The sequence below is a fragment of the Aeromonas sp. ASNIH5 genome, from assembly GCF_002902865.1.
Taxonomy (GTDB): domain Bacteria; phylum Pseudomonadota; class Gammaproteobacteria; order Enterobacterales; family Aeromonadaceae; genus Aeromonas; species Aeromonas caviae.
The window spans coordinates 2971603-2985622 of record NZ_CP026122.1 but is presented as its reverse complement, the minus strand read 5'-3'; the positions used below and the strand labels follow the sequence as shown (position 1 = coordinate 2985622).

Below are 14020 nucleotides of genomic sequence, written 5' to 3'. Positions count from 1 at the left end.
CCATCAGGCCGCCGGTGCGTTGAGGGCCAGCGGCAGGGAGATGCGCATGCAGGTGCCGTTGCCGTTGGGGCCGGCGAATGCCCAGATGCGGCCGCCGTGGACCTCTATCATAGCGCGGGAAATGGCGAGGCCAAGCCCGGTGCCGCGGCTGCCGCAGTCGCCGACCGGCTGGGTGTAGAACAGATTGAAGATCTTGTCCCGATCCGACTCGGCGATGCCGACCCCGATATCGATGATGTCGATGATGAGGTCGGGGTCCGCCAGCATCACCTTGAACTCGATGGGGGTGCCGGCCGGCGAGTAGCGGGAGGCGTTGTCGAGGATGTTGACCAGCACCTGCTCGATCAGGGCACCGTGCACATAGAGTCGGGGGATCTGCTGATCGAAGTGCACCAGCAGCTTGTGCTGGCGCCAGGAGGAGTCGAGTCTGCGGCGGGCGCTCTCCACCAGGTCAGCCAGGTCAACCCAGTCCCGTTTCAACTGGAAGTCCGGTGAGCCGATGCGAGTCATGTCCAGCAGGTTCTGGACATAGCCGTGCAGGCGGCGCGCCTCGTCCTGCACCGAGTGCAGCAGTTCGATGCGGTCCTCCGCACTTATCCGGTCCCCGTATTCCAGCAGGGTGCTGCCGGCCCCCATGATGGTGGCGAGCGGCGTCTTCAGGTCGTGGGAGACCGAGGAGAGCAGGGCGGCGCGCATCCGGTCGGTCTCTGCCTGCAACTGGCTGTCCGCCAGCCGCTCATTGAGATCGATTCGAGCCAGGGCGGCGCGGATATCGGTGAGCAGGGCCTGCAGCTGGTGCTCGGCGGCGGAGGTGAGCGGGCTGGCCAGCCGGATGCCCAGCACCAGGTCATCGCTGAGGTGATGATACTGGGCCTCGGCGGCGTTGAGGGTGGCGGTATGGGCACCGGCGCTCTGCTTCTGGGCCAGGCACCAGTCGATGGCGGCCTTGTCGGTCTGGCCCGGCCCGGTCTGGGTGTCACCGGCCCGGTACTGGTAATCCCCATCGAGCGCGAACACGGGCTGCCCAAGGGCGAGGGCGATGGCCTGGGTTCCCTGTCTCAGCACGTCCACCGGGCTGCTGGCGGTGGCCAGCCCCTGGCTCAGGGAGAGCAGGGCGTTGCCCAGTTGCTGGGTCTCGCGCAGGCTGACCAGTTGCTGACGCTGGCGGGAGGCGAGCCGCCCGGCCGCGATGCCGACGATGAGCAGCACGAACAGGGTGAGCAGGTCGCTGTGGCTGGCCACGCTCAGGGAGAAGTAGGGGACGGTGAACAGCAGGTTGTGGCCAACGAAGCCCAGCACGGCGGCCAGGATGGCGGGGACCAGGCTGGTGGTGAGCGCGGTGGCCAGTACCCCCAGCACGAACAGCATGGGCAGGGAGGCGGGGGGCAGCCAGTGGGAGAGGGCCCAGACCACGGCCGAGGTCCCCCCCATGATGGCCACCGCGAGCAGGCTCTGGCGAAGCTCACCCGGGCCTGCCGTAGGCAGGGTCAGGCCGGGCTTGCGCTTCTCGGTATCCACCAGCGTGATCTCGAATCCCTGCGCCTGTTTGAGCAGGTGCTGTACCAGGGATCGACGCCAGGGCGGGTTGCGGGATTTGCCGAGCAGCAATTGGGAGACCTGCTGCTGTTCGGCGGTTTCCAGCAGGGCATCGGCCACGGCCGGGCTGGAGAGGGTCAGCACCCTGGCCCCCAGCTGGGAGGCGAGGGCCAGCGCCTGCTCCAGCTCGGGGGAGCGCTGCCCCTTGCTGTCGATGTGCACCACCAGCCAGGGCAGTTGCCTGCGCTGGGCGAAGCGGTGGCCGTAACGCACCAGGGCGGCGCCGTGCTCATCCCCGATGCAGACCATCAGCTTGCCCCGCAGCGGCAAGGTGGTCTTGCCGGCCGCCTGCCACTGCAACTGCAGATCCCCCTCCACGTGGCTGGCGGCGGTCTGCATTGCCAGCTCCCGCAGGGCGGTCAGGTTGTTGAGGGAGAAGAAGGACTGCAGGGCGGCCTTGGCCTGGTGGGGCACATAGACCTTGCCCTCCTTGAGGCGGCCGAGCAGCTCCTTGGGGGGGAGGTCTATCAGCACCAGGCTGTCGGCCTCCAGCAGCACCTGATCCGGCAGGGTCTCCTTGACCCTGACCCCGGTCAGCTGCCACACCAGATCGTTGAGGCTCTCCAGGTGCTGCACGTTGAGGGTGGTGTAGACGTCGATCCCGGCACCGAGCAGCTCCTCCACATCCTGCCAGCGCTTCTCGTGGCGGCTGCCGGGGGCGTTGCTGTGGGCCAGCTCGTCCACCACGGCGATGGCGGGCTTGCGCGCCAGCAGACCGTCCAGATCCATCTCCTCCAGGCGCTGCTGGCGGTGCAGGTGCAGTGTGCGCGGCAGGATGGCGAGCTTGTCGAGCAGGGCCAGGGTCTCCTGGCGGCCGTGGGTCTCCACCACCCCGATCAGGATGTCGACTCCCTCCCTGGCCTGCTCCCGCACCGCCTGCAGCATGGCGTAGGTCTTGCCGACGCCGGGGGCCGCGCCGAGAAACACCTTCAGCTTGCCCCTGTGCTCCTGCTCCAGGCTCGCCAGCAGGGCGTCAGCCCTCACTTCATCACGCATCCCCGTGCTCCCGTTGCATCGGCCGAACTGCGGCCGTGACCTCATTGCTCATGCTTGTCCCCGTTGTCGAAAGGGAGCCTTCCCGAACGGCAAGGAGCGCCCTCAGGCGCCCTTTTGATGATCGAGTTGCAGGTTCAACTGGAGAATGTTGACCACCTGCGGGCCAAGGATACCAGCTTGTGCCGCCGACTTGACCTGCTCCGTCAACTGAACGGGATCCAGCCCCCGTTGCCCGGCAACCCTATCCACCTGAGCCAGCACCGCATCGAGGGGCAGATGAGGATCGAGGCCGGAGGCGGAGCGGGTCAGCAGGGCGGGGACCCTGGCTTCCGGCTGCGCCCTGGCCGCCGCGGCGGCAAACTCGGCCCGTAGCGGCGAGCTCATCCCCAGGTTGCTTCCGCCGCCACCTATGGTGGCGAAATCGCTGGCGGAGGGGCGGGAGTGGAAGTAGTCGGCCCGCTCGAATTTCTGGGCCAGCAGGGCGCTGCCGACCACCTGCTGCTTGGCGTTGGTGAGCAGGCTGCCGTTGGCCTGCCAGGGGAAGAGCAGCTGGGCCAGCCCGGTGACGGCCAGCGGATATGCCACCCCCAGCAGCAGGGTCAGGGTCAGCAGGGTTCTGATTGCGATCATGATGTGTTTGCTCCAAATGTGTTGGGTGGATGCGGGCCTGCCCCGCATCCGGTGATGCCGTTACACCAGCCCCAGGCCGGTGATGACCAGGTCGATCAGCTTGATACCGATGAAAGGCACTATCAGGCCGCCGACGCCGTAGATCAGCAGGTTGCGGCGCAGCAGGCTGGCCGCCGTTCCCTTCAGGCTGACCCCGCGCAGAGCCAGCGGCACCAGCGCGACGATGATCAGGGCGTTGAAGATGATGGCCGACAGGATGGCGCTCTCCGGGCTGCCCAGCTGCATCAGGTTCAGCGCCCCCAGCTGTGGATAGGCGGCGATGAACAGGGCCGGCAGGATGGCGAAGTACTTGGCCACGTCGTTGGCGATGGAGAAGGTGGTCAGGGCGCCACGGGTCACCAGCAGCTGCTTGCCCACCAGCACCACGTCCAGCAGCTTGGTGGGGTTGGAGTCGAGATCCACCAGGTTGCCCGCCTCCTTGGCGGCCTGAGTCCCCTCGTTCATGGCCAGCCCCACGTCGGCCTGGGCCAGGGCTGGTGCGTCGTTGGCGCCGTCCCCGCACATGGCCACCAGCCGGCCGTCGGCCTGCTCCTGACGGATGTAGGCCAGTTTCTTCTCCGGCGTCGCCTCGGCGATGAAGTCGTCCACCCCGGCTTCGGCGGCGATGGCGGCGGCGGTCAGCGGGTTGTCACCGGTGATCATCACGGTGCGGATCCCCATGTGGCGCAGGATCTGGAAGCGGGCCTTGATGCCCGGCTTGATGATGTCCTTGAGGAACACCACCCCCAGCACCTTCTCATGGGTGCAGACCAGCAGCGGGGTACCCCCCTGGCGGGCGATGTTGTCCACCGATTTGAGGATGAGCTCGGGCACCGCCTTGCGATCGAGGGAGAGGTAGCGCAGCACGGCGTCCACCGCCCCCTTGCGATAGTGATGGCCGTTGCGATCCAGCCCGCTCAGCCGGGTCTCGGCGCTGAAGGGGATGAGGATGTCGCTCTCCAGCTGGCTCGGTCTGGTGTGGCTCTTGCCCGCCAGGGTCAGGATGGATTTGCCCTCCGGGGTATTGTCACCGAGCGAGGCCAGCATGGCGGCCTGGGCCAGCAGGGAGGGGTCCACGCCGGGGGCCGGGATCAGCTCGTCCGCCATCCGGTTGCCGAAAGTGATGGTGCCGGTCTTGTCCAGCAGCAGGGTGCGCACGTCGCCGGCGGCTTCCACCGCCCGGCCCGACTTGGCGATCACGTTGAGCTTCACCAGCCGGTCCATGCCGGCGATGCCGATGGCGGAGAGCAGACCGCCGATGGTGGTCGGGATCAGGGTGATGAACAGCGCCAGCAGATAGAGCCGGGGCACCTGGGTGCCGTTGTAGTCGAGGAACCTGGGCAGGGTGGCCACCACCAGCAGGAAGATCAGGGTCAGCCCCACCAGCAGGGCGTCCAGCGCCATCTCGTTGGGGGTCTTCTGCCGCTTGGCCCCTTCCACCAGGGCAATCATCCGATCCAGCGTGCTTTCGCCCGGGTTGTTGCTGATGTGCACCCAGATCTGGTCGGAGACGACGGTGGTGTTGCCGGTCACGCCGCTGCGGTCGGTGCCCGACTCGCGGATGACGGGGGCGGATTCGCCGGTGATGGCCGCCTCGTTGACCGAGGCGATGCCGGCGACCACTTCGCCGTCGGCGGGGATCATCTCGCCGCTGCGCACCAGCACCAGATCGCCCTTGAGCAGGCTGGTGGCCGGTACCCACTCGCCCTTGTCATCCTGCGGGCTGGTGACTCGACGTGCCTTGAGCTGGCTCATGCCGGCCTTCAGGCTGTCGGCCCGCGCCTTGCCGCGCCCCTCGGCCAGGGTCTCGGCGAAGTTGGCAAACCAGAGGGTGAGCCAGAGCCAGGCGGTCAGCTGCCAGGCCAGCGAAGGAGCGACGCCGGAGAGCGGTTGCCCCAGCAGCGACTCCAGGGTCGCCATCACGGCCGCCAGCCAGAGGGTGAACAGGATGGGGCTGCCAAACAGCGCCTTGGGGTTGAAGCGATAGAGGGCTTCCACCATGGCCTGCAGGATCTGTGATTTCTGTTTCTTGCCCTTCACCGGAATGGTGTCGGTGCTCATTGAAGCGGACTTGCTCATTGGAAAGCTCCCTGCATCGAATAGTTGGTCACGCAGATCAGTGGGGTGTGCAGCATCAGAAGGCACCTCCCAGCAGGCTCAGGTGTTCCGCCACCGGGCCCAGCGCCAGCACCGGCAGGAAGGAGAGACCCCCCATCAGCAGCACGGTGACGATCAGCAGGGTGATGAAGAGCGGGCCGCTGACGGGGAAGTCCCCTTCGCTCGTCTCCTGGCGCGGGGCGCGGGCCAGCTGGCCGGCGATGGCCAGCACCGGAATGATGTAGCCGAAGCGGCCGAGCAGCATGGCCAGCCCGATGGCGATGCACTGCCAGCTGTCGGCGGCGGCAAAGCCGGCGAAGGCGGAGCCGTTGTTGCCGGCGGCCGAGGCGTAGGCATAGATCAGTCGTGACAGGCCATGGGGGCCATCGTGACCGATGACGGTGGCGGAGTTCGGCATCAGCAGGGTAATGCCGCCGATCACCAATACCCCGACCGGCATCACCAGCATGCTGGCGACCACCCACTTCATCTCGGTGATGCCGAGCCGTTTGCCCAGATAGGTGGGGGTGCGCCCCACCATCAGGCCGCACAGGAACACGGTCAGCAGCACGAACAGCATCATGCCGTAGATGCCGGCACCGACGCCGCCGAACACCACTTCACCCAGCAGCATGTTGATCATGCCGACCATGCCGGCGAGGGGGGTGAAGCTGTCGTGCATGGCGTTGACCGAGCCGTTGGAGGCGGCGGTGGTGGCCACTTCCCAGATGCTGGACAGTACGGGGCCGAAGCGACTCTCCTTGCCTTCCCAGTTGCCGGCTTCGCTGGTGAGGTGGGCGAGGGCCGGATCCGGCTTCAGCTCCTGGCCGATGGCGAGGCAGAGCCCCAGCACCAGCATGATGGTCATGGCGATGAGGATGGCGCGGCTGTGGGCCAGATCCTTCACGTAGCGCCCCAGGGTGCAGACCATGGCGGCGGCCAGCGTCAGCAGGGCGACCATCTCCAGCCAGTTGGAGAGGGCGGTGGGGTTCTCGAACGGATGGGCCGAGTTGATGCCGAAGAAGCCGCCGCCGTTGGAGCCGAGCTGCTTGATGGCGATCTGGGAGGCGGCCGGGCCGAGCGGCAGCAGCTGCTCCTGGCCTTCCAGCGCGTGGAACGGCAGGTAGGCCGACAGGCTCTGGGGCACCCCCTGCCATACCAGCAGCAGCGCCAGGATCAGCGCCATCGGCAGCAGCACGTAGAGGCAGAAGCGCACCAGATCCTGCCAGAAGTTGCCAAGGTGGGTGGTCTGCTGGCGGGCGATGCCGCGAAACAGGGCGATGGCGACGGCGGCGCCGGTGGCGGCGGAGACGAAGTTCTGGGTGGTGAGCCCCACCATCTGGCTGAAGTAGGAGAGGCTGGCTTCGCCGGAGTAGGCCTGCCAGTTGGTGTTGGTCATGAAGCTGACCGCGGTGTTGAAGGCGAGTTGCCAGTTCAGCCCGGGCAGCTGCTGCGGGTTGAGGGGCAATAGCCCCTGCGCCATCAGGATCAGGAACAGCAGGCCGAAGCCTGCGCCGTTGAAGGCCAGCAGGCTGAGGGCGTAGGACTTCCAGTCCTGCTCGCGCCCGTCCGTGCCGCAGCAGGCCAGGGTGGCGCGCTCAAGCGGGGCCAGCCAGCGACTCTTGCCTTCAAATACCCGATACAGGTAGTTGCCAAGCAGAGGCGCCGGCAGCAGCACCAGCAGCACGAACGCGACGGGATAGATGATCTCTTGCCACATATCCGGTTCCTCACTCATGAGTGCGCGCGAGGGCGCGCAGCAGATAACCCGCGAGGGCGAGGACCAGCAGCAGATATAGCCAATTCATAACGACTCCGTTGAGGTAATTAGCGTCAGGGATCGATGCATATCCGTGTCGATCCCATAGGTCTCATTGACGCTGAAAGGGTATGTAAAACGGGCGTAAAGGCGCCATAAAGCTGGATTTGGCTGGCGTAAAATCGGCGTAAAGAAGGCGGGTTTTGCTGGCTGGTGGACAGGCAAGGCACAAAAAACCCGGCCTGAGCCGGGTTTTGGTAGCAAGTGGTGGAAGCTGACCCGATGGTGATGAGGTCAGCTTCAACCCCGCTTATCGCATGGTCACAAACTCTTCCGCACTGGTAGGATGAATGGCAACGCAGTTGTCGAAGTCCGCCTTGGTGGCGCCCATCTTCATGGCGACGCCGAAGCCTTGCAGGATTTCATCCATGGCGAAGCCGATGCCGTGCAGGCCGACCACCTTCTCTTCCGGCCCGACGCAGACCAGTTTCATCCGGGTGGGCTGGCGATGCTGGGTCAGGGCCGAATACATGGCGGTGAACTGGCTGCGGTAGACCTTCACCTGATCTTCACCGTATTCGGCGACGGCTTCCGGCTCGGTCAGGCCGATGGTGCCGATGGGCGGGTGGCTGAACACCACGGTCGGCACCAGATCGTAGTTGAGGTGCTCGCCCGGCTTGTTGTTGAACAGCCGCTCCGAGAGGCGGCGGCCTGCCGCGACAGCCACTGGGGTGAGCTGGATGCGGCCGGTGTTGTCACCGACGGCATAGAGGTTGGCGATGGCGGTATTCTGGAACTTGTCGGTGGGGATGAAGCCCTTCTCGTCCAGGGTGATGCCGGTGGCAGCCAGATTGAGGTTGTCGGTGGCCGGGACGCGGCCGATGGCCCAGATGAGGCAGTCCACGGTGAGGTGGCGACCATCTTCCAGTTGCAGGGTCAGGCTGTCGTCGGCGTTCTTGATGACGGCCTTGGGAATGGCGTGGGTGTGCAGCTTGGGCCCTTCCTGCGCCATGATCTCCACCAGGGTCTCGTGGATCATGGGGTCGAAGTTGCGCAGCGGCGCATGCTTGCGCACCACCAGATGGGTCTCGGAGCCAAGTGCCTGCATCACGCCTGCGATCTCCACGGCGATATAGCCGGCACCCACCACGGCAACCCGTTTGGGCTGGCTTTGCAGGTCGAAGAAACCGTCGGAGTCGATACCCAGTTCGGCGCCCGGAATGGTCGGGACCTCGGGGCGGCCGCCGGTGGCAATCAGGATGTGATCGGCGCTGTAGTGCTCGCCGTTCACCTCGACGGTATGGCTGTCGACGAAGCGGGCGAAGCCCTTGATGACGGTGATCTGGTTCTTGCCCAGCACGTTCTGGTAGGACTGGTGAATGCGCCCGATATAGGCCTGACGGGATTCGACCAGCTTGGCCCAGCTGAAGTGGTTGAGCGTGGTGTCGAAGCCGTAGTCGGCGCCATATTTCAGGGCATCGGCGATCTGGCCTGCATACCACATGGCCTTCTTCGGTACGCAGCCGACGTTGACGCAGGTGCCACCCAGCTCTTTGGCTTCGATCAGGGCGACTTTCTTGCCGTACATGGCTGCCCGGTTGGCCGAGGCGATGCCGCCGCTGCCGCCACCGATGGCGATGTAGTCAAAATGCTGTGCCATTGAGAGGTTCTCCGCTCGTTAAGAATGCAGTCACAGCATGATGGGGACAAAGCGGCCGGCCCACAAGAGCCGGTGCTCAGTTCTGCTGGATGGGCAAGCGAATGTGGAACTGGGCGCCCTGGCCCGGTTCGCTGGCGCAGTGGATGCGGCCGCGCAGCAGCTGGACCACCAGGTTGTAGATGATGTGAGTGCCGAGCCCGCTGCCACCCTGTCCCCGCTTGGAGGTGACGAAGGGATCGAAGATGCGCGGCAATATCTCCGGGGGGATGCCGCGGCCGTTGTCACTGTAGTCGATGACCAGCTCGTCTCCCTGCTGCGCCACCTGGATGGTGATCTTTCTGGGCCTGTCCCAGCCATCGAAACCGTGATGGATGGAGTTGAGGATCAGGTTGGAATAGATCTGGGTGAAGCTGCCCGGGAAGGAGTAGATGCTCAGCTTGGGATCGCACTGGATGTCCACCTCGCACTGGGCCTTCTTGAGCTTGTAGCCGAGGGAGACCACCACCTGATGCAGGTTGTCGGCGAGGCTGAAGTTGTAGCGGGCCTCGGAGGACTGATCCACTGCCACCTGCTTGAAGCTGGCGATGAGCTCGGAGGCGCGGCGCAGGTTGCCTTGCAGCAGTTGCATCGACTCGTCGAGATTCTGGGTGAATTCGTTGAGGTAGGAGCGGGAGAGCTGCTTGGCCTCGATATGCTGCTTGAAGTCGGCCACCCGCTCCTGCAGGTAGGAGGAGGCGGTGACGCTGATGCCGATGGGGGTGTTGATCTCGTGGGCCACGCCGGCAACCAGGGAACCGAGGGAGGCCATTTTCTCCGACTCCACCAGGGTCTGCTGGGCCTGCTTGAGATCGTCATAGGCCTTGCCCAGCTGGTCGTTGGCATCGCTCAGGCTGCGGGTGCGTTCAGCCACCTTGCCTTCCAGCTGCTCGTTGAACAGGGTGATCTCCCGCTCCACCTTTTTGAGGGGGGTGATGTCATAGCCAAAGCCGATCAGGTACTTGAGGTTGGGCCCCTCGTAGAAGGGAGCGAAGGTCCACTGCAGTACCAGCTCGTTGCCCTGCTGGTCGTGCATGGTGATCTCCCTGTCCTCCAGGGCGCCCTGATCGGCCAGGGTGGCGGCCAGCTCGTCACGCTGCTCCTTGCTGACGAAGAGATCCAGCCAGTTGTGCTGCAACAGCTCCTGGTGGTGATAGCCGGTGAGCAGGATGGCCGCCGGGTTGATGCTGGCGATGTTGAGATCCGGCTCCATGCAGCAGATGACCATGTTGGCGGAGTTGATCAGGGTGGCGGAGAAGCGCTCCTGCTGGAGCTGATCGGCGGCCTGATGGCGGGCCGTGAACTCGTCGTTCAGCCGGGTGCGCATCTGGTTGAGGGTGGCGGCCAGGGTATCGAATTCGTCAGGGGACTTGCGGGGCAGGGGGCGACCTTCCAGGGTCAGCTCTACCGCGAGGCGATCCAGGCTCAGTTTCTGGGCATAGCTGACGATGCGGTTGATATGACGGATCACCAGATAGTAGATGATGACCAGGATGCAGAACGAGACGACCAGGGTCTTGATGGTCTGGCTGACCAGGATCAGCACGGATTTCTCGATGAGGCGCTGGTAGACCTGCTCCAGGGAGGCGGCGACGAACAGCTTGCCGACCACTTCCCCCTGATAGCTCAGGGTGAACTCGCGGGAGATGTCGTATTGGGGCTGCTCCACCCCCTGGGTGAGCAGGGGCACTTCCGAATTGCCCAGCATCTCCTTGACCATGACGAACTGCATGTTGGGCAGGTTCATGATGCCCTCGATCTGCACCTTCACCTGCTCTTCATCCAGATTCCAGAGACTGGCCGAGATGGGTTGCAGGAAGGAGGCCTCGATCTGGCCGATGCTGGCCTCGATGACGGTCACATCCTTGTTGTAGTCCCAGGCGAGCTGAAGCACGGTGATGAGCAGTGCCAGCACCGTACTGCAGATCAGAATGTAGGAAAGCAGACGATAAGAGAGTCCGTTAAGGCCGACGGCCTTGGAGAAGATTCCTGACATGGCGTCCTTGCGGTCTGGATTGAGTGCGGTTTAGTTTAACTGCTTCATGGACTTATGTCGTGTGTCATCCAATGGATAAAAATAAGGCCCCTTTCGGGGCCTTTTTTGTGTGGGCTGGGATCAGTGACCGCCCTTGGCTTTTGCCGGGATGGATTCGTCGAATTCCGGCAGCGGCTTGTGTTCGGATGCCAGGAAGGTGTAGATGACCGGCAGCACGAACAGGGTGAACAGGGTGCCGATGGCCAGACCCGCCACGATGACGATGCCGATGCTGAAGCGCTGTGCCGCCCCCGCACCCGAGGCATAGAGCAGCGGGATAAGGCCTGCGATCATCGCCGCCGTGGTCATCAGGATGGGGCGCAGACGGACCTTGGCAGCCTGCATCACGGCTTGCATCCGGTTCAGACCATGGAGCAGCTGCTCCTCCTTCGCCACCTCGCAGATCAGAATACCGTGCTTGGTAATCAGACCGACGAGGGTGATGAGACCGACCTGGGAGTAGATGTTCATGGTGGCCATGCCCCACGCCAGGGCGATCAGCGCGCCACTGATGGCCAGCGGCACCGACACCATGATGACCAGCGGGTCACGCACGGATTCGAACTGGATCGCCAGCACCAGGAAGATGATGGCCAGGGCCAGGGCGAAGGTGGCGTAGAGCGCATTCCCTTCGGTCACGAACTGGCGGGCTTCCCCCATGAAGTCGTAACGATAGCCTTGGGGCAGCTTCTCTTCCGCGGTCGCCTTGAACCAGTTGATCGCATCCCCCATGGCCACGCCCGGTGCCGGCACGGCGCCGATGGTGGCGGAGTTCAGCTGGTTGAAGTGGGGCAGGGCACGGGGCTCTCCCTTCACTTCAATCTTGATCAGGCTGCCCAGCGGGATCGATTTGCCGTCGGCGGCACGCACGTAGTAGCCCTTGATGGACTCGGGGTTGAGACGGAACTTGCGCTCCACCTGCGGGATCACCTCGTAGGAGCGGCCATCCAGGTCGATACGGTTGACGTAACCGTCCGCCATCATGGTGCCCATGGTGATGCCGATGTCCTGCATGGTGATGCCGTAGGCACCCGCCTTGTCCTTGTCGATGCTGATCTTCATGGTGGCCGAGTCGTAGTTCAGATCGAGATCCGAATAGACGAACTGGCCGTTGGCCTGGGTTGCCGCCAGCATCTCACCCGCGATCAGGAACAGGCTCTCGAAGCTGTTCGGGGTGGTGATGACGAACTGGATGGGCAGACCGCTCGACGCCCCCGGTAGTTCCGGGAACTGGAAGGTGGTGATGGCCATCCCGGGGATGTCCTTCACCAGACCGGCGACTCGATCCAGCACCTCTTTCTGGCTCGCTTCACGCTGGCTCCAGGGCACCATGGAGGCGATACCGAACGCCTGATTGGAGTTGAACACCCCTGAGAAGACCTGGGAGTAAGCGATCTCCGGCTGGTCGTCCAGGACTTTGTTCACGTCCGCCATGGTGTTTTCGATGTAGTCCAGGTTGGCGTTGGAAGGTGCCGTCCCCAGCACCGCCATGACGCCTTTGTCCTCGGACGGGGCCAGCTCGCTCGGAATGAACTTGAACAGCAGCGGCAGGCTGGCGAACACGATGACGGCAAACAGGATGACCACGATGCGCTTTTGCATCACCGCATGGAGCATGGCGTCGTAGCGTGCCGTCATCCGGTCCAGCAGGTCGTGTACGGTACGTTCGAACTTGCCGGGCTCCTCGTTGGCCCTGAGCATCTTGGCGCACATCATGGGCGACAGGGTCAGGGCGATGATGCCCGAGACGAACACGGCGCCCGCCAGGGTCAGCGCGAACTCCTTGAACAGGGAGCCGGTGATGCCCCCCATCAGGGCGATGGGCGCATACACCGCCGCCAGGGTGACCGTCATGGCGATGACGGGCACGGCGATCTCCCGGGTACCTATGATGGCGGCCCGGAACGGCTCTTCCCCTTCCTTGATGTGACGGTCGACGTTCTCCAGCACCACGATGGCGTCATCCACCACCAGACCGATGGCCAGCACCATCGCCAGCAGGGTCATCAGGTTTATCGAGAAGCCGAACATGTCCATCATCATCACCACGCCGATGAGGCTCAGGGGAATGGTGATGATGGGGATGATGACCGCCCTGAACGAACCGAGGAACAGGGTGATCACCACCAGTACGATGGCGGCCGCCTCCAGTATGGTCTTGATGACCTCGTGGATGGATTCGTTGATGGCGATGGTGGAGTCATACAGGACGTTCACCTGCATGGTGCTCGGCATGTTGCGCTTCAGGCTCGGCAGCAGCTCCAGCACATCGTGGGCGATGTTGATGGGGTTGGCTGTCGGGGCTGCGTTGATGGCCAGAACCACGGCTTCGCGGCCGTTGGCGCTGGCGCGATAGATGTCGTGGCTCTTCTCCAGGGAGACCTTGGCGATGTCGGAGAGACGGATCACCTTGCTGTCGCGGGTGGCGACCACCAGGCGCTTGAGCTCTTCGATGTTGCCGACCTGGGTCTCGGCGTTGCCGTTGAACAGGGTGAAATAGCCGGTGGCCTGGCCGGTCGCGGACTGATAGTTGTTGCTGTTGAGCACCGTCATCACGTCGCTTGAGGTCAGGTCAAAGGCGGCCATCTTGGCCGGATCCAGCCACACCCGCAGGGCGAATTCGACCCCGCCATACAGATCCACCTTGGAGACCCCGCCCACGGTAAACAGCTGGGGCTTGATGACCCGCTCCAGGTAGTCGGTGATCTGGCTGGAGTTGAGCTCCGGGCTGGTGAAGCCCATATAGAGCACCGCCGTGGTGGAGCCGGTGGAGGAGGTGACCGAAGGGTCTTCCGCCTCTTTGGGCAACTGGGAACGCACCGAGTTGACCTTGGCCAGGATGTCGGACAGCGCGGCGTTCGGATCGGTGTTGAGCTTCATGTACGCCGTCACCGTGGAACTGCCCAACTGGCTCGAGGAGGTCATGAAGTCGATGTTGTCGGCCTGGGCGACCGCCTGCTCCAGGGGCTGGGTGATGAAGCCCTGGATCAGGTCCGCACTGGCGCCATAGTAGCTGGTGTTGACCGTGATGACGGTGTTGATCACCTCGGGGTATTCACGCACCTGCATCTTGAAGATGGCCTGGAAGCCCAGCAGGGCTATCAGGAAGCTGAGCGAGATCGCCAGCACAGGCCGTTTTATGAATATGTCAGTAAATCGCATCGCAGCTCTC

The 14020-nt window shown here is 64.1% G+C and carries 7 protein-coding genes; all 7 read right to left on the bottom strand.

Going from position 1 to position 14020, the window contains the following annotated elements:
- Positions 1-3: 3 nt before the first annotated feature.
- Positions 4-2592, bottom strand: coding sequence for a sensor histidine kinase (locus C2U30_RS13880; protein WP_103243944.1), 2589 nt, complete (start codon positions 2590-2592; stop codon positions 4-6).
- 102 nt (positions 2593-2694) lie between these two features.
- Positions 2695-3222: a potassium-transporting ATPase subunit C gene (locus C2U30_RS13875; protein WP_103243943.1), complete on the bottom strand. Its 528-nt coding sequence runs from the start codon at positions 3220-3222 to the stop codon at positions 2695-2697.
- A 60-nt stretch (positions 3223-3282) separates the two neighbouring features.
- Positions 3283-5340 (bottom strand): potassium-transporting ATPase subunit KdpB, encoded by a 2058-nt coding sequence (gene kdpB / locus C2U30_RS13870; RefSeq protein ID WP_103243942.1) that lies wholly within the window; start codon positions 5338-5340, stop codon positions 3283-3285.
- A 55-nt stretch (positions 5341-5395) separates the two neighbouring features.
- Positions 5396-7078, bottom strand: coding sequence for a potassium-transporting ATPase subunit KdpA (gene kdpA / locus C2U30_RS13865; protein WP_010672301.1), 1683 nt, complete (start codon positions 7076-7078; stop codon positions 5396-5398).
- 349 nt (positions 7079-7427) lie between these two features.
- Positions 7428-8777 carry a glutathione-disulfide reductase gene (gene gorA, locus C2U30_RS13855; protein WP_103243941.1) on the bottom strand — a complete coding sequence of 450 codons (1350 nt, stop codon included), beginning with the start codon at positions 8775-8777 and terminating at the stop codon, positions 7428-7430.
- Positions 8778-8853: 76 nt separating this feature from the next.
- Positions 8854-10809, bottom strand: coding sequence for an ATP-binding protein (locus tag C2U30_RS13850; protein ID WP_103243940.1), 1956 nt, complete (start codon positions 10807-10809; stop codon positions 8854-8856).
- Positions 10810-10929: 120 nt separating this feature from the next.
- Positions 10930-14010: a multidrug efflux RND transporter permease subunit gene (locus C2U30_RS13845; RefSeq protein ID WP_039040660.1), complete on the bottom strand. Its 3081-nt coding sequence runs from the start codon at positions 14008-14010 to the stop codon at positions 10930-10932.
- Between the last annotated feature and the right edge of the window lie 10 nt (positions 14011-14020).